At 73.8% G+C, this 16,645-nt stretch carries 17 protein-coding genes; 15 read left to right on the plus strand and 2 right to left on the minus strand.

All coding sequences use genetic code 11. The features are described 5' to 3' along the window. Positions 1-498 precede the first annotated feature (498 nt). The 15 genes from IG86_RS0131720 to hypE all read left to right on the plus strand — a co-directional run bounded on the left by IG86_RS0131720 (position 499) and on the right by hypE (position 15,608). Positions 499-2,247: an enoyl-CoA hydratase-related protein gene (locus IG86_RS0131720; RefSeq protein ID WP_045937174.1), complete on the plus strand. Its 1,749-nt coding sequence runs from the start codon at positions 499-501 to the stop codon at positions 2,245-2,247. A 76-nt stretch (positions 2,248-2,323) separates the two neighbouring features. Further along, positions 2,324-3,379, plus strand: a complete 1,056-nt coding sequence (locus IG86_RS0131725; RefSeq protein ID WP_030822191.1) for an NADH-quinone oxidoreductase subunit B family protein — start codon at positions 2,324-2,326, stop codon at positions 3,377-3,379. A gap of 69 nt (positions 3,380-3,448) precedes the next feature. After that, positions 3,449-5,233 carry a nickel-dependent hydrogenase large subunit gene (locus tag IG86_RS0131730; RefSeq protein ID WP_030656765.1) on the plus strand — a complete coding sequence of 595 codons (1,785 nt, stop codon included), beginning with the start codon at positions 3,449-3,451 and terminating at the stop codon, positions 5,231-5,233. Further along, positions 5,230-5,757: a hypothetical protein gene (locus IG86_RS0131735; RefSeq protein WP_030822194.1), complete on the plus strand. Its 528-nt coding sequence runs from the start codon at positions 5,230-5,232 to the stop codon at positions 5,755-5,757. Before IG86_RS0131730 ends, IG86_RS0131735 begins: the two co-directional genes overlap by 4 nt. Further along, positions 5,754-6,404 (plus strand): DUF5947 family protein, encoded by a 651-nt coding sequence (locus tag IG86_RS0131740; RefSeq protein WP_030822196.1) that lies wholly within the window; start codon positions 5,754-5,756, stop codon positions 6,402-6,404. The genes IG86_RS0131735 and IG86_RS0131740 overlap by 4 nt, the downstream gene beginning before the upstream one ends. Further along, entirely contained in the window at positions 6,401-7,102 is a 702-nt protein-coding gene (locus tag IG86_RS0131745; RefSeq protein WP_030822198.1) for a DUF6084 family protein, read from the plus strand. Before IG86_RS0131740 ends, IG86_RS0131745 begins: the two co-directional genes overlap by 4 nt. Positions 7,103-7,119: 17 nt before the next feature. Beyond that, positions 7,120-8,553: a hypothetical protein gene (locus IG86_RS0131750; protein WP_030822201.1), complete on the plus strand. Its 1,434-nt coding sequence runs from the start codon at positions 7,120-7,122 to the stop codon at positions 8,551-8,553. Then, positions 8,550-9,113 (plus strand): hydrogenase maturation protease, encoded by a 564-nt coding sequence (locus IG86_RS0131755; protein WP_030822204.1) that lies wholly within the window; start codon positions 8,550-8,552, stop codon positions 9,111-9,113. Before IG86_RS0131750 ends, IG86_RS0131755 begins: the two co-directional genes overlap by 4 nt. Continuing rightward, positions 9,110-9,214, plus strand: coding sequence for a DUF6893 family small protein (locus IG86_RS45625; protein WP_385872315.1), 105 nt, complete (start codon positions 9,110-9,112; stop codon positions 9,212-9,214). Before IG86_RS0131755 ends, IG86_RS45625 begins: the two co-directional genes overlap by 4 nt. A 118-nt stretch (positions 9,215-9,332) precedes the next feature. After that, a complete protein-coding gene (locus IG86_RS0131765) occupies positions 9,333-9,728 on the plus strand; it encodes a hydrogenase maturation nickel metallochaperone HypA/HybF (RefSeq protein WP_030822206.1) in 396 nt (131 codons plus the stop codon). A 3-nt stretch (positions 9,729-9,731) separates the two neighbouring features. Then, the gene (gene hypB / locus IG86_RS0131770) at positions 9,732-10,655 is read left to right on the plus strand and encodes a hydrogenase nickel incorporation protein HypB (RefSeq protein ID WP_078906100.1); all 924 of its coding nucleotides are present in this window, start codon (positions 9,732-9,734) and stop codon (positions 10,653-10,655) included. Beyond that, positions 10,655-13,072 carry a carbamoyltransferase HypF gene (gene hypF / locus IG86_RS0131775; RefSeq protein WP_078906101.1) on the plus strand — a complete coding sequence of 806 codons (2,418 nt, stop codon included), beginning with the start codon at positions 10,655-10,657 and terminating at the stop codon, positions 13,070-13,072. Before hypB ends, hypF begins: the two co-directional genes overlap by 1 nt. After that, positions 13,041-13,412 carry a HypC/HybG/HupF family hydrogenase formation chaperone gene (locus IG86_RS39285; RefSeq protein WP_051734404.1) on the plus strand — a complete coding sequence of 124 codons (372 nt, stop codon included), beginning with the start codon at positions 13,041-13,043 and terminating at the stop codon, positions 13,410-13,412. The genes hypF and IG86_RS39285 overlap by 32 nt, the downstream gene beginning before the upstream one ends. Next, the gene (hypD, locus tag IG86_RS0131785; RefSeq protein WP_030822215.1) at positions 13,409-14,548 is read left to right on the plus strand and encodes a hydrogenase formation protein HypD; all 1,140 of its coding nucleotides are present in this window, start codon (positions 13,409-13,411) and stop codon (positions 14,546-14,548) included. Before IG86_RS39285 ends, hypD begins: the two co-directional genes overlap by 4 nt. Before the next feature lie 70 nt (positions 14,549-14,618). Next, positions 14,619-15,608: a hydrogenase expression/formation protein HypE gene (gene hypE, locus IG86_RS0131790; RefSeq protein ID WP_208864287.1), complete on the plus strand. Its 990-nt coding sequence runs from the start codon at positions 14,619-14,621 to the stop codon at positions 15,606-15,608. A 47-nt stretch (positions 15,609-15,655) separates the two neighbouring features. On the opposite strand, the gene IG86_RS0131795 is transcribed toward hypE, so the two are convergent. Together IG86_RS0131795 and IG86_RS44045 are read right to left on the minus strand one after the other, a co-directional pair. Next, positions 15,656-15,907 (minus strand): hypothetical protein, encoded by a 252-nt coding sequence (locus IG86_RS0131795; RefSeq protein WP_030901508.1) that lies wholly within the window; start codon positions 15,905-15,907, stop codon positions 15,656-15,658. Between the two features lie 97 nt (positions 15,908-16,004). Next, positions 16,005-16,595, minus strand: coding sequence for a hypothetical protein (locus IG86_RS44045; protein WP_063761585.1), 591 nt, complete (start codon positions 16,593-16,595; stop codon positions 16,005-16,007). Between the last annotated feature and the right edge of the window lie 50 nt (positions 16,596-16,645).

The raw sequence follows: 16,645 nt of genomic DNA on the forward strand, positions 1-16,645 counted from the left end.
CCCCCACCCCACGGCAGCGCTCCGACAGTGCCCCGAAGCCCGCCCGACGCGTGGGAGCGGGGACGGGGAGGGGTGTCCCCGCAGGACGAGCGCGCGACCACCGGGTACTGCCGCGATGGCCCGGACGCGCCGAGCCGAGGAGACACCCCTCCCCGGCCCCGCGACTCGCCCGCACCGTGCCCGTATCCCGGTCCGCCCAACCCATACCGGGCAGGCGCAGCCAAACCCAGCCCCGCCGGCGATTGAGGCGCGGGGTCTGGGGCGGAGCCCCAGCAGCACCGGGCCCCGGGCCGCCCCGGAACTGCCACCCGCCGCGGGAGCGGATGGGCCGAGCGGCCGCCCCCGCCGCGCTTTCGAGTGACAACGCCGCACCGCCTCGGCCGCCGCCGCCCCGCCGTGGCCGAGCATCGCAGGCGGCCGGTCGTGCTCCGGTCACCAGCCGCCGAACAGGCCGGGCACCGCGACCGCGGCGGCTCCGGGCCGCCGCCGGGAGACCACGTGTACGTCCTGCTCGTCGCGAGCGCGTTCAACAGCCTCACCCAGCGAGTCCACGCCGAGCTGCGCGACCACGGCCACCGGGTCGCGGTCGAACTGGCCGCGCCCGACACCCCGCTGGCCGACACCGTGCGCCGTCACCACCCCGACCTCGTCCTCGCGCCGATGCTGCGCACCGCCATCCCCGAGGAGGTCTGGGCCGCGTACACCTGCCTCGTCGTCCACCCCGGACCCGTCGGCGACCGCGGCCCCTCCTCCCTCGACCGGGCCGTCCAGGACGGCGAGACCCGATGGGGGGTCACGGTCCTGCAGGCCAACGCCGAGATGGACGCCGGGGACGTCTGGGCCAGCGCCGACTGCCCGGTGCCACCCGTCGGCAAGAGCGACCTCTACCGCGGCGAGATCGCCGACGCCGCGCTGGAGGCCGTCCTGCTGGCCGTGGAGCGCTTCGCCTCCGGTACCTACGTCCCGCGCCCCCAGGAGCCCGGCCCGGCCCGGCCGTTCCTGCGCCAGGACGAGCGCCGCATCGACTGGGAGGCGGACACCACCGAGCGCGTCCTGCGCGTGCTGCGCGCCGCCGACTCGCAGCCCGGCGTACGCGACCACCTGCTCGGCGCGGACTGGTACCTGCACGGCGGCCACCGCGAGGACGACCTGCGCGGCCGCCCCGGCGAGCTGCTCGCCACCCGGGCCGGCGCCGTCTGCCGCGCCACGGCCGACGGTGCCGTCTGGATCCCGGAGCTCCGCGCCCCCCGCACACCGGACGCTCCGCCCACCCCCAGGCTCCCCGCGACCCTCGCCCTCGCCCGCGCGGACCGGCTGCCCCCGCTCCCCGAACTCCCCGCCCCGCCGGACGGCGGCCCGTACCGCCCCGCGTGGTCCGACATCGGCTACCACGAGGAAGGCCAGACCGGATTCCTGACCTTCTCCTTCCCCGGCGGCGCGATGAGCACCTCGCACTGCCGCCGCCTGCTCGACGCCTACCGGACCGCCTGCGCCCGCCCCACCACGGTCCTGGTCCTGGGCGGCGGCCGCGACTTCTTCTCCAACGGCATCCACCTCGGCGTCATCGAGGCCGCGGACGACCCCGCCGAGGAGTCCTGGGCCAACATCAACGCCATGGACGACCTGGTCGAGGCGGTGCTCACCACCACCGACCGCCTCGTCGTCAGCGCCCTCGGCGGCAACGCCGCCGCCGGCGGCGCCATGCTCGCCCTCGCCGCCGACGAGGTCTGGTGCCGCTCCGGCGTCGTCCTGAACCCGCACTACCGCCTGATGGGGCTGTACGGCTCCGAGTACTGGACGTACACCCTGCCGCTGCGCGTCGGCTCCGGCCTGGCGGTGCGCCTCACCTCCGAGGCGCTGCCGCTTGGGGCCGCCGCCGCGCACCGGCTGGGACTGGTCGACCGTACGGTCCCGTGCGCGCCAGGGGACTTCGCCGACGAGACGCAGCACCTCGCGGTCCGGCTCGCCGCCCTGCCCGCCACCGCGTCCCGGATCGCCGCGAAGAAGGCCGCCCGCGAGCTCCACGAGGCGCGCCGCCCGCTGGCCGCCTACCGGGCGGCCGAGCTGGCGCGGATGCGGCGGACCTTCTTCGACCCGGACGCCTCCTACCACGCCCTGCGCCGCGCCTTCGTGCGAAAGGAGAGCCCCGCGGCCACCCCGGCCCACCTCACCCGCGCGGCCGCGGACCGGCGCGGCGTCACTGGACTGGCCGTATCAGACGCGGCGCCGGGCCCCGGCAGCTGTTAGCAAGAAACGTGGGGCCGAGGCAGACCGCCTCCCCACCCCCCTTCACACCCTGATCCCCTCCCCGAGGAGGCAGCGCATGGCCGCAGTGACGAAGGACCCGGTCGAAGACCCCCTCATCCACATCCTCTGGATCAACGCGGGTCTGAGCTGCGACGGCGACTCCGTGTCCCTGACGGCGGCGATGCAGCCGAGCATCGAGGAGATCGTCACCGGCACCCTGCCCGGTCTCCCCAAGATCGCCGTGCACTGGCCCCTGATCGACTTCGAATGCGGACCGGTCGGTGGCGCGGACACCTTCATCGAATGGTTCTTCAAGGGCGAGCGCGGGGAGATCGACCCCTTCGTCCTGGTCGTCGAGGGCTCGATCCCCAACGAGTCGATCAAGCCCGAGGGCTACTGGTGCGGGTTCGGCGACGACCCCGCGACCGGTCAGCCCATCACCACCAGCGAGTGGATCGACCGGCTGGCCCCCAAGGCCCTCGCCGTCGTCGCCATCGGCACCTGCGCCACGTACGGCGGCATCCACGCGATGGAGGGCAACCCGACGGGTGCCATGGGCGTGCCCGACTACCTGGGCTGGGATTGGAAGTCGCAGGCCGGCATCCCCATCGTGTGCGTGCCCGGCTGCCCCATCCAGCCGGACAACTTCTCGGAGACCCTGACCTACCTGCTCTACCAGGCGGCGGGCTCGGCCCCGATGATCCCCCTCGACGACAAGCTGCGCCCCACCTGGCTGTTCGGCGCGACCGTCCACGAGGGCTGCGACCGCGCCGGCTACTACGAGCAGGGCCAGTTCGCCCACACCTACGACTCCCCGAAGTGCCTGGTCAAGCTGGGCTGCTGGGGCCCCGTCGTGAAGTGCAACGTCCCCAAGCGCGGCTGGATGAACGGCATCGGCGGCTGCCCCAACGTCGGCGGCATCTGCATCGCCTGCACCATGCCCGGCTTCCCCGACAAGTTCATGCCCTTCATGGACGAGCCCCCCGGCGCGAAGGTCTCCACCACCGCGAGCGGGGCGTACGGGGCGCTGGTCCGCAAGCTCCGGTCGTTCACCGCCCACACCGTGGACGAGGAGCCGAAGTGGCGGCGGGCCGGCCGCAGCCTGACCACGGGCTACCGCCCGCCCTGGTGACGCCCCGCTCGACCCCCCCACCCCGCAGACACGCCCCGAACGCACCGAAGAAGGGTCACGGCAGACACGATGGCACCGAACACGAAGGCGGCCGGCGACGGCAGCGGCCTGGTGGAGATGGCCTGGGATCCGATCACCCGGATCGTCGGCAGTCTCGGCATCCACACGAAGATCGACTTCAAGCAGAAGCGCGTCGCGGAGTGCTACAGCACCTCGTCGGTCTTCCGCGGCTACAGCGTCTTCATGCGCGGCAAGGACCCCCGCGACGCGCACTTCATCACCAGCCGCATCTGCGGGATCTGCGGCGACAACCACGCCACCTGTTCCGTCTACGCGCAGAACATGGCCTACGGGGTGAAGCCGCCGCACCTCGGCGAGTGGATCATCAACCTGGGCGAGTCCGCGGAGTACATGTTCGACCACAACATCTTCCAGGAGAACCTGGTCGGGGTCGACTACTGCGAGAAGATGGTCCGCGAGACCAACCCCGGCGTCCTGGAACTGGCCGAGCGCACCGAGGCCCCCCACGCCGGCGACCACGGCTACCGCACCATCGCCGACATCATGCGCTCCCTCAACCCCATCGAGGGCGAGTTCTACCGCGAGGCCCTCCAGGTCAGCCGGTACACGCGCGAGATGTTCTGCCTGATGGAGGGCCGCCACGTGCACCCCTCCACCCTCTACCCGGGCGGCGTCGGCACCGTCGCCTCCGTCCAGCTCTTCACGGACTACATGAGCCGCCTCATGCGGTACGTCGAGTTCATGAAGCGCGTCGTCCCGCTCCACGACGACCTCTTCGACTTCTTCTACGAGGCCCTGCCCGGGTACGAGGAGGTCGGCCGGCGCAGGGTGCTGCTCGGCTGCTGGGGCGCCCTCAACGACCCCGAGCACTGCGACTTCACCTACGCCAACATGACCGACTGGGGACGGAAGATGTTCGTCACCCCGGGCGTCGTCGTGGACGGCAAACTCGTCACCAACGACCTCACGCAGATCAACCTCGGCATCCGCATCCTGCTCGGCAGCTCGTACTACGACGACTGGGAGGGCAAGGAGCAGTTCGTCACGCACGACCCGCTCGGCAACCCCGTCGACCCCCGCCACCCGTGGAACCAGCACACCATCCCGGCCCCGCAGAAGCGCAACTTCGACGACAAGTACAGCTGGGTGATGTCGCCCCGCTGGTTCGACGGCAAGGACCACCTCGCCCTCGACACCGGCGGCGGCCCCATCGCCCGCCTGTGGTCCACGGCCCTCTCCGGCCTCGTCGACGTCGGCTACGTCCAGGCCACCGGGCACAGCGTCGTCATCAACCTGCCCCGCACCATGACCAAGCCCGAGACCCGCTTCGAGTGGAAGATCCCGAAGTGGAGCAACGCGCTGGAGCGCAACCGCGCCCGCACGTACTTCCAGGCGTACGCGGCCGGCATCGCCCTGCACTGCGCCGAGAAGGGCCTCGCCGAGGTCCGCGCCGGCCGCACCCAGACCTGGGAGAAGTTCGAGGTGCCGGACGAGTCCATCGGTGTCGGCTTCACCGAGGCCGTCCGGGGCGTCCTCTCGCACCACATGGTCATCCGCGACGGCAAGATCGCCAACTACCACCCCTACCCGCCGACCCCGTGGAACGCCAGCACCCGCGACACCTTCGGCACACCCGGACCGTACGAGGACGCCGTGCAGAACACCCCGATCTTCGAGGAGAACACCCCGGAGAACTTCAAGGGCATCGACATCATGCGCGCCGTGCGCAGCTTCGACCCCTGTCTGCCCTGCGGCGTCCACATGTACGTCGGCGGCGGCAAGACCGTGAAGACCATGCACGTACCCACCGGCCTGAGCGGACTGGGCGGATGAGCGCGGCCGTCGACGCCCGGGAGACGGGCCGCCGCGTCGAGGAGGTACTCGACCGGCTGGCCGCCACCGGGGACCGCGAGGCGTGCGAGGCCGCCGAGGAACTCGTACGGGTGCTCATGGAGTTCTACGGTGCCGGGCTCGCCCGGATCGCGGCCAAGCTGGGGGACGGCCCGCTGGCGGCGGCCGCGGACGACGAGCTCGTCGCGAGCCTGCTCTCCCTGCACGGCCTGCACCCCGAGGACGTGCACACCCGGATCGCCCGCGCCCTGGCCGGTGCGCCCGACCCGGTGGAACTGCTCGGCTTCGACGAGACCACCGGTGTCCTGCGGCTGCGCCCCGCGGCCGCACCCACCGGCTGCGGCTGCGGCTCCGGCGGAGCGGAAACCGCCCGGCGGACGCTGGAGGACACGCTCACCTGCTTCGCCCCCGAGGTGACGAGCGTGGAGATGGAGCCCGCCCCGGAGCCGCAGCCCGCACTGCTGCAGATCGGCACCCGGCCGCACAGCCCGGCGCGGGTGTCGTGAGCGGGCCCGCCACCCGTACGCAGGGCCCGCGCGGGCTGCGCCGTTTCGCCGGCCCGCGCCCGCCCCGGCCCGAGACCTGCGAGCTGTGCGGGGTGGCGGTGCCGGCCGGGCACCGCCACCTCGTGGAGACCGAGAAGCGGACACTGGTCTGCGCCTGCACCGCCTGCTCCCTGCTGTTCGACCGCCCCGGCACCCGGACCGGCCGCTACCGGGCGGTCCCCGACCGCTACCTGACCGACCCGGAGCACCGGCTCGACGACGGGGTGTGGGAACGGCTCCAGATCCCCGTCGGCGTCGCCTTCTTCTTCCGCAACGCCGCGCTGGACCGGCTGGTCGCGCTCTACCCCAGCCCCGCCGGGGCGACCGAGAGCGAACTCGATCCGCAGACCTGGCAGCAGGTCCTGGACGCCGGACCGCTGGCCGCCCTGCTCGAACCCGACACGGAAGCGCTGCTCGTGCACCGCTGGGAGGGCCGATCCGGCTGCTACCTGGTGCCGATCGACGTCTGCTACGAACTGGTGGGCCGGATGCGGATGCTGTGGCAGGGCTTCGACGGAGGGGCCGAGGCGCGGGCCGCGCTCGGCGCCTTCTTCGACGACGTCGAACGGCGGGCCAGGCCCGTCACGCCCGCGGGGGAGCGCTCATGACGGGCTTCGGCTTCTCCGTCACCGGCGTGCGGGCCGACCCGTACGCGGCCGGCCCCACCCTCGTCTTCCGGCTGCGCATCACCGCCGACCCGGACAGCCGCGTGCACGCCCTCGCCCTGCGCTGCCAGATCCGCATCGAACCGGCCCGGCGCGGCTACGGCCCCGCCGAGGCGGAGGGCCTCGCGGACCTGTTCGGCGAACGCTCCCGGTGGGGCACCACGCTCCAGCCCGTGCAGTTCGCCCAGGTGTCGGTCATGGTGCCCGGCTTCACCGGGGAGACCGAGACCGACCTGGTCGTGCCCTGCACCTACGACATGGACATCGCCGCGACCCGCTACTTCGAAGCCCTCCAGGACGGCGAAGTACCGCTGCTGTTGCTGTTCTCCGGCACCGCCTTCACCGGCGACGGCGGCTTCCGGGTCGAGCCGGTGCCCTGGGACCGCGAAGCCTCGTACCGGATGCCCGTGGCCGTCTGGCGCGAGATGGTCGAGCAGCACTTCCCCGGCTGCGGCTGGCTCCGGCTGCCCCGCGACACGATGGCCGAGCTGCTCGCCTACCGCTCCCGCCACGCGCTCGCCTCCTGGGAGGCGACCGTACGCGCCCTGCTGGACTCGGCCGATCCCGCGCAGCCGCCCCCGCCCGGGGCCGTCCGGCTGAGTGCGCTGCGCCCGCGCCTCACCGAGAGGACGGCCCCGTGACCGCGACGGACGGCTCCGTGGCGACGACCGCGACCGCGGACCCGCGCTTCGCCGCCGCCCGGCAGGTGGCCGACGCCGTCCTCCTGGAGGGGTACGTCCTCTACCCCTACCGTGCCTCCGCGGCCAAGAACCGGCTGCGCTGGCAGTTCGGGGTCCTCGTACCACCCGCCTGGGGCCCCGCGCACGGCGAGCACGCCTGCCAGCGGACCGAGGTCCTGATGGAGCCGAGGGGCGACGCGACGCTCGCCCTGGAGCTGCGCTTCCTGCACGCGCAGCGGCGTACGGTCCAGCGGGCCCTGGACGGCGGGGGATTCGCCGAGGTCGACGAGCTGCACCTGGCCGACCGGGTCCTCGTCCCCTGGGACGAGGGAACCGAGGAGCACGTCGAACTGACCGTGCCCGTGGCCGAGCTGACCGGCGAAGGCATCACCGTCCCGTTCACCCGTCCCGCCCGCGACGACATCGAGAACGTGGTCGGCGACGACGGGCGGACGGCGGGCCGGCTGGTCCGCCGCACCGAGGAGATCGAAGGCGTACTGCGGCTGCGCGCCGTGGAACTCGACGGCGCCTACCGGGTGTTCCGGCTCACGGCCGTCGTGGAGAACACCAGCCCGTGGACCCCCGGCCCCGGCCCCGGCTCCGACGCCGTCGCCGCCGACCGGGAGGCGGCCCTGCCCCGCTCGCTGGTCGCCGCCCACCTCCTGCTGGGCCTCGACTCCGGTTCCTTCCTGTCCATGACCGACCCGCCCGAGTGGGCGCGGGAGGCCGTCGCCGCCTGCGAGAACCTCCACACCTGGCCGGTGCTCGCGGGCGAGGCCGGCCGCGCCGACGTGGTCCTGTCCTCCCCGATCATCCTGGAGGACCACCCGGCCATCGCGCCCGAGAGCGCGGGCGCCATGTACGACGCCACCGAGATCGACGAGATCCTCGCGCTGCGCACGGCGGCCCTGACCGACCAGGAGAAGCGCGAGGCGCGCGGCACCGACGCCCGGGCGGCCGCCGTCATCGACCTCGCCGACTCCCTGCCCCCCGAGGTGCTGGAGCGCCTGCACGGCGCCGTACGCTCCCTGCGGGAGGTCACCGGCCCGGACGGGCCGGAGCAGATCACCGAAATCCCCGACGAGGAAGCGGTGTTCAGGCCGGACACCCCCTGGTGGGACCCCGCCGGCGCCGACACCGCCGACCCGGCCCGCGACCGGATCACCATCGACGGCGCCCCCGTCGGCCCGGGCAGTCGCGTCCTGCTCCGCCCCGGCCCGCGCCGCACCGACGCCCAGGACCTCTTCCTCCACGGCCGCGCGGCCCTGGTCGAAGCCGTGCTCCACGACGTCGACGGGGGAGTGCACCTCGCCGTCACGGTGGAGGACGACCCCGGCGCGGACATCCGGCGGGAACAGGGCCGCTTCCTCTACTTCCAGCCCGACGAGGTCACCCTGCTGGAGGACGCGTGAACCCCAAGGTCCTGATCGCGGGCATCGGCAACGTCTTCCTCGGCGACGACGGCTTCGGCGTGGAGACCGTACGGGCCCTGTCCGCGCACCCATTGCCCGACGGGGTCGAGGTGGTGGACTTCGGCGTGCGCGGGGTCCACCTCGCCTACCAGCTCCTCGACGGCTACGACACGCTCGTGCTGGTCGACGCCACCGCCCGCGGCGGCGCACCGGGCACGCTCTACCTCATCGAGGCGGATGCTCGGTCCGGTCCCGTCGAAGGTCCCGGTGACGGGCCCGGTGACGGTCCCGGTGAGGGTCCCGTCCTCGACGGCCACCACATGTCGCCCGACACCGTCCTCGCGCTCCTGGACGCCCTGTGCGCCGGAACCGGCGCCACCCCGCCGCGCCGCACGCTGGTCCTCGGCTGCGAACCGGCCAGCGTCGAGGAGGGGATCGGACTGAGCGCCCCCGTCGCCGCCGCCGTACCCGGGGCCGTCCGCATGGCCCTGGACCTGCTCGACCGTCCGGCCCCCGACGAAGCCGGCGCACCCCGCCACGAACTGAGGAGAACCCCATGAAGAAGGCCGTCATCAGCGGGGTCGCCATCGCCGCACTCGCCGCCGTCGCGCTGCAGGTCTTCCCCGACATCAGGCGCTACCTGCGCATGCGCCGGATGTGATCCCGCTGCCGCCGCACCCCCCCCGCCGAACGGCGTACGGGGGGTGCGGCGCACCGGCGTGCCCGACCGCCGCACACCCGTCCCGCCGGTGTAATGAGCCCCGGCAGGACGGAGTCCGATGCACGAGATGTCGATCGCCATGGCCGTCGTGGGCCAGGTGGAAGAAGCCGCCAGGGCGGGCGGCGCGCACGCCGTCACGTCCGTACGGCTCCAAGTGGGCGAGCTGGCGGGCGTGGTGCCCGACGCGCTGGCCTTCTGCTTCGAACTGGCCTGTGCCGGAACCGTTCTCGACGGCGCGGAGCTGATCACCGAATCCGTGGCCGCCCGCGCCCGCTGCGGGACCTGCCCCGGCACCTGGGCCGTCGGGATGCCACCCGAGCTGTGCTGCCCCGGCTGCGGCAGGGCCACGGACGTGGAACTGCTGTCGGGGCGCGAGCTGGAGATCCTCAGCGTCCGCTGGGAAGACGGCCCCGCCGGCCCCCGTACCCGCGAACCGATTCCCGAGGAGGCCTGAACCATGTGCCGAGTGGTCGATCTGCGGCAGGCGGTACTCGCCAAGAACGACGGCGCCGCCCAGGCCCTGCGCGACGAACTCACCGCCCGCGGAACGACGGTGGTCAACCTGCTCTCCAGCCCCGGCAGCGGGAAGACGGCGCTCCTGGAGCGCGAACTGCTCCTCGCGCGAGAACGCTCGGTGGCGGTCGCTGCGCTCACGGCGGACCTGGCCACCGAGAACGACGCGGTGCGGCTGGCCCGTTCGGGCGTACCCGTCAAGCAGGTGCTCACGGACGGGCTGTGCCACCTGGAGGCCGGGATGCTCGGCCGGCACCTGGACGGCTGGCTGCCCGAGGACACCCGGCTGCTCTTCGTGGAGAACGTGGGCAACCTGGTCTGCCCGGCCGGCTACGACCTGGGGGAGTCGCTGCGGGTGGTGCTCGCCTCGGTGACCGAGGGCGAGGACAAGCCTCTGAAGTACCCGACCGCCTTCGGACTGGCGCAGCTGGTGGTCGTCACCAAGACCGACATCGCGCAGGCCGTCGAATTCGACGAGGCCGCCTTCCGCGCCAACGTCGAACGGGTCAATCCCGGCGTGGAGATCGTCATGACCTCGGCCCGCAAGGGCGAGGGCCTGGGCCTCCTGCTGGACCGGTCACTGGCGGCGGGAGCGGGGACCGGGACGCACACCCCGGTGATGGCCCGCCGGCAACAGGCGACCGGCCACGATCACGCACCCGTGCACGGCCACGATCACGGACACCTGCACGGCCACGGCCACGGCCACGGTGCCGATCACGAGTCCGACCACCATCACCACCACGGGCCCGGCCACGCCCACGACCACACCCCTGCCCCCGGTGCCGATCACGGACACGATCACGGACACGATCACGACCGCGATCACGAGCACCCGCAGGTCCAGCCCGCCGCGCAGACCCGCTGATGGAGCCGGTGCAGCGCCGCCGGGTCACCGTCCGCGGCGTGGTCCAGGGGGTCGGCTTCCGCCCCTACGTCTACACGCGCGCGACCGGACTCGGCCTCGCCGGGCACGTCACCAACACCCCGGAGGGCGTCGTCGCCGAGGTCGAGGGCGCCCCGGCCGCCGTCTCACGGTTCTGCGAGCACCTCGCGGCGGACGCGCCGCCGCTGGCCGTCGTGGACGCCGTCGACCACCACGAGGTCCCCGTCGCGGGCGGCGCCGGATTCACGATCATCGCCTCGCGCAGCGGCGGCCCCGCCCGCACGCTCGTCTCCCCGGACGTGGCCACCTGCGCCGACTGCCTCGCCGAACTCGCGGACCCGGCCGACCGGCGCCACCGGCACCCGTTCATCACCTGCACCCACTGCGGGCCCCGGTTCACCATCGTCACCGGGCTGCCGTACGACCGCGCGCACACCACCATGGCCCGCTTCCCCATGTGCCCCGACTGCGCCCGCGAATACGGCGATCCCGCCGACCGGCGCTTCCACGCACAGCCGGTCGCCTGCCCGGCCTGCGGCCCGCGGCTGGCCCTGCTCACCGGGCGGCCGCCCCGCCAGACCCCGGACGGCGACGCCGACCCGATCGCCGCAGCCCGCCGGCTCCTGGCGGCCGGGGCGATCCTCGCCGTCAAGGGCCTCGGCGGCTACCACCTCGCCTGCGACGCCACCCACCCGGGCGCCGTCGCCGAGCTGCGCCGCCGCAAGGCCCGCGGCGACAAGCCCTTCGCCCTGATGGCCCGCGGCATCGGCGACGCCGAGCGGCTCGCGCACATCGGCCCCGAGGAACGCGCCCTGCTGCAGGGCGGCGTACGGCCCATCGTGCTGCTGCGCCGCCGCGACGGCCGCGCCGGCCACGGCACCGCGGACTCTGCGGGAGACCTCGCCGAGGGCGTGGCCCCGCGCTGTCCCGACCTCGGCGTGATGCTCCCGTACACCCCGGTCCACCACCTGCTCCTCGGGCTGCCCGGCGATCCGCCGGGCCCCCGACTGCTGGTCATGACCAGCGGGAACCTTGCGGGAGAGCCCATCGTCACCGACGACGACGAGGCCCTGGAGCGGCTCGCCGGCCTCGCCGACGCCTGGCTCACCCACGACCGCCCCATCCACGTGCCGTGCGACGACTCCGTCGTGCGGGTCTGCGACGGCGAGACGCTGACCGTACGCCGCGCCCGAGGCTACGCCCCGCTGCCGATGACCCTGCCGGTACCGGTCCCCGCGACCCTCGCCGCGGGCGGCGACCTGAAGAACACCTTCTGCCTCGGCGAGGGCCGCCGGGCCTGGCTGTCCGCCCACATCGGCGACATGGACGACCTCGCCACCCAGTACGCCCTCGAACGCGCCGAGCGCCAGCTGGAGTCCATCACCGGCGTCAGCCCCGGACTCCTCGCGGCGGACCGGCACCCGGGCTACCGCTCCGCCCAGTGGGCGCGCCGCACCGCCGGATCCCGCCCGCTCGTCCGCGTCCAGCACCACCACGCCCACATCGCTTCCGCCATGGCGGAACACGGCCTCGACGGCGAACACCCGGTGATCGGCGTCGCCTTCGACGGCACCGGCTACGGCGACGACGGTGCGGTGTGGGGCGGTGAGGTCCTCCTCGCCGACTACGCCGGGTACACCCGCTTCGCCCACCTCGGCTACGCGCCGCTGCCCGGCGGTGACGCCGCCGTGCATCGCCCGTACCGGATGGCCCTGGCCCATCTGCGGGCGGCGGGCCTGGCCCGGACCCCGGACCTGCCCTGCGTCGCCGCCTGCCCCGCCGACGAACTGCGCTTACTGGAACGCCAGTTGGAACGTGGCCTGAACTGCGTCCCGACCTCCAGCATGGGGCGGCTCTTCGACGCCGTCTCCTCGCTGGCGGGCGTCTGCCACCACGCCGGCTACGAGGCCCAGGCGGCGATCGAGCTGGAGGCCGCGGCCCTCGGCGCCGGCGGGACCGGCCCCGGCTACGCCTTCGGGCTGCGCGTCCCGCCGCACCCCGCCACCGGACCGGTGGTCGCCGACCCGGCGCCGCTGCTCGCGGCCGTCGTGGCCGACGTACGCGCGGGCACCGGCCCGGGGCTGATCGCCGCCGGCTTCCACGCCTGCGTCACCGCCCTCGTCGCCGAGCTCTGCGGGCTCGCGCGCGAGCGGCACGGGCTGGACACCGTCGCCCTGACCGGCGGCGTCTTCGCCAACACCCTGCTGTCCTCGGCGTGCGCCCGCACCCTGCGGGCAGCCGGGTTCACCGTCCTGCGTCACGGCCGGGTCCCCCCGAACGACGGCGGGCTGTCCCTCGGCCAGCTCATGGTGGCGGCGGCCGCCACCCCCGAGCAGCACCCGCACCACCCACAGCAAGGAGAAACCCATGTGCCTGGCGGTACCCGGCAGAGTGCTTGACATCGGGGAGAAGGACGGCACCCGCATGGCTACCGTCGACTTCGGCGGCGTGCAGAAGGAGGTGTGCCTGGAGTACCTGCCGGACCTCCAGGTCGGCGAGTACGCCATCGTCCACGTCGGGTTCGCCCTCCAGCGCCTCGACGAGGAGTCGGCCCGGCAGACCCTCGCCCTCTTCGAGGAACTCGGCATGCTCCAGGAGGAGTTCGGCGACCCGTGGGAGCAGGCGGCCGCCCAGGCCGGGGCCGACTCCCCCTGGCCCTTCGCCGACGGGCCGTACGCCGACGGGCCGTACGCGGGAGAGGCCACCGCACCCCAGGAAGCCCAGGAAGGCCGGCAGTGAAGTACATCGAAGAGTTCCAGGACCCCGCCCTCGCGCGCCGGCTCCTCGACGACATCCACGCCACCGTCACCCGCCCGTGGGCCCTGATGGAGGTGTGCGGCGGTCAGACCCACACCATCATCCGGCACGGCATCGACCAACTCCTGCCCGAGCAGGTCGAATTGATCCACGGCCCGGGCTGCCCGGTGTGCGTCACCCCGCTCGAGGTCATCGACAAGGCACTGGAGATCGCCTCCCGCCCCGACGTGATCTTCTGCTCCTTCGGGGACATGCTCCGCGTGCCCGGCACCGGCCGCGACCTGTTCCAGGTGCGCAGCGAGGGCGGCGACGTACGCGTCGTCTACTCCCCGCTCGACGCCCTGCGCATCGCCCAGGACAACCCGCAGCGCCAGGTGGTCTTCTTCGGCATCGGCTTCGAGACCACCGCCCCGCCCAACGCCATGACGGTCCACCAGGCGAAGAAGCTCGGCATCCACAACTTCAGCCTGCTGGTCTCCCACGTCCGGGTGCCCCCGGCGATCGAGGCGATCATGCAGTCGCCGAGCTGCCGCGTCCAGGGCTTCCTGGCCGCCGGGCACGTGTGCAGCGTGATGGGCGTGAGCGAGTACCCCGAGCTGGCCGCGCGCCACCGCGTGCCCATCGTCGTCACGGGATTCGAGCCGCTGGACATCCTGGAAGGCGTACGCCGGGCCGTGCGGCAGCTCGAACGGGGCGAGCACACCGTCGACAACGCCTACGCGCGCGCGGTCCGCCCCGAGGGCAATCCGGCGGCCCTCGCCATGCTGGAGGACGTCTTCGAGGTCACCGACCGGGCCTGGCGCGGCATCGGCGTCATCCCGGACAGCGGCTGGCGGCTGTCCGCCCGCTACCGCGACTTCGACGCCGAGCACCGCTTCTCGGTCAGCGGCATCAACACCCGGGAGCCCGCGGAGTGCCGTAGCGGCGAGGTGCTCCAGGGGCTGCTGAAACCGCACGAGTGCGAGGCCTTCGGCACCCTGTGCACCCCGCGCAGCCCGCTCGGCGCCACCATGGTCTCCAGCGAGGGGGCCTGCGCCGCGTACTACCTCTACCGCCGGCTGGAGCTGAAGAACGTGCCCGCCGCGACCACCCCGCAGGAGGCGAGCCCCGTTGTCTGACGCCGGTACCACCCTCGACATCACGGGCTGGACCTGCCCGGCCCCCCTGCGCGACCGCCCGCGCGTGGTGATGGGCCACGGAGGCGGTGGCGCACTCTCCGCCGAGCTGGTCGAGCACCTGTTCGCCCCCGCCTTCGGCGGTGAGGTGCTGGCCCAGCTGGGGGACTCGGCGGCCGTCTCCCTCGGGGGCGTCCGGCTGGCCTTCTCCACCGACTCCTACGTGGTGCGCCCGCTGTTCTTCCCGGGTGGCGGCATCGGTGACCTCGCGGTCAACGGCACCGTGAACGACCTGGCCATGAGCGGAGCACGGGCGGCGTACCTGTCCTGCGGTTTCATCCTGGAGGAGGGCGTCGAGATGTCCGTGGTGGCGCGGGTCGCCGAGACCATGGGCGCCGCCGCACGCACGGCGGGCGTGGAGATCGCGACCGGCGACACCAAGGTCGTCGAGTCGGGTCACGGTGACGGCGTCTACATCAACACGGCCGGCATCGGGATCATCCCCGACGGCGTGGACCTGCGCCCCCAGCGGGTCGTGCCGGGCGACGTCGTGATCGTCAGCGGGGGGATCGGGCTCCACGGCGTGGCGATCATGAGCGTCCGGGAGGGCCTGGAGTTCGGTGTGGACGTCGAGAGCGACTGCGCGGCCCTCGGCGGTCTCGTGCAGAGCATGCTCGCCGTCACCCCCGACCTGCACGTCCTGCGCGATCCCACCCGGGGCGGCCTCGCCGCCTCACTGAACGAGATCGCGGCCGCCTCGGGCACCGGTGTGGTGATCCACGAGCGGAGCGTCCCCGTCCCCGCGGCCGTCGCCAACGCCTGCGCGATCCTCGGCCTCGACCCGCTGTACGTCGCGAACGAGGGCAAGCTGGTCGCGTTCGTGCCGCGCGAGCACGCCGAGGCCGTTCTGGACGCCATGCGGGCGCACCCGCTGGGCCGCGGCGCGGCGGTGATCGGGGAGGCCGTGGAGGCCCACCCGGGCCTGGTGGTCGCGCGTACCGCCCTCGGCGGGACCCGCGTGGTCGACCTGCCGGTCGGCGAGCAGCTGCCGCGCATCTGCTGACGGTGGGGACGGTGGGGACGGTGGGGGACGGCGAGGGAAAGGGCCGGTCAGCGGTCGTCCCGCATGTCGTCCAGGTCCTGCTCGTCCAGGTCCCGCATCACGTCCCGCATGGTCGCGTCCTCCCGGCCCCTCTCGTGCGCGACCTCGTCGGGGGTGCGCGGCCGGCCGCCCGTCCTCATCCGCTCCGGATCCGGCGACCGGCCGCGGATCCGCTCGTCGCGCTCCCTGCCCGGCGTGGGACCCGCGTCCCGCGTGCCGCCGCCCATGGTCCCGTCGTCTTTGCTGCTGCTGCCGCCCATGACCGCTCACACTCCTTCCGTGCGTGCCGGTCCCTGTCCTGCGGCTACCCCTCCGACGCCGCCCAAACGCCCTCGCCGCGGGGCCGCCGGCCATTCTCTAGGGCGCCTCTTCGGGGCCGTCCGGGTGGCGGGGGACGACGTGCTCACGCCGCACCCGGTCCGCGTTGGCACGCAGTGCCCGTTCGTCGTCGAGCGGCGGCTGCCCCGCGCCGCTGCCGGTCCGCGAGCCGACCCCCGGGGGCCTGCCGTGATCGTCGGCCGTACCGCCCTCGTGCTGGAGCGGCGGCCGGTGCTGCGGCGGGTCCGGCTGCGGGTCCGGCGATTCCGGAGGTTGGCCCCCGGGCATGGCCGCGCGCACCGCGCGTTCGGCCCGCTCCGGATCGGGGACGGAGACCGCCACCCGGCGGTAGGGCGCCCCGGCGTCCAGTTCCAGGCAGAGCACGGTGCTCTCGGCCCTCACCGCGACGAAGTCCTCGCCGTCGGGCCTCTTGCGCACCCCCGAGCACCGTCCCGGGGCCCACGTGCCGTGACCGGCCCGGCCGCGCAGCACGCGCCACCAGCTCCTCTCGACGTGCACCTCCCGCAGCGCCGACACGGGTACGCGTACCTGCCGCCGCCGCGCGGCCAGGCCCTCGCGCAGCCCCAGCCGCACGACGACCTCGGTCCCCTCCACCGTCACGTGTGCCATGGCCGCTCACCGCCTTCCTACGGTGCGGCTCCCCAGGAACGCCGTCCCCA

Origin of the sequence: Streptomyces virginiae (assembly GCF_000720455.1) — a bacterium.
GTDB lineage: Bacteria > Actinomycetota > Actinomycetes > Streptomycetales > Streptomycetaceae > Streptomyces > Streptomyces virginiae.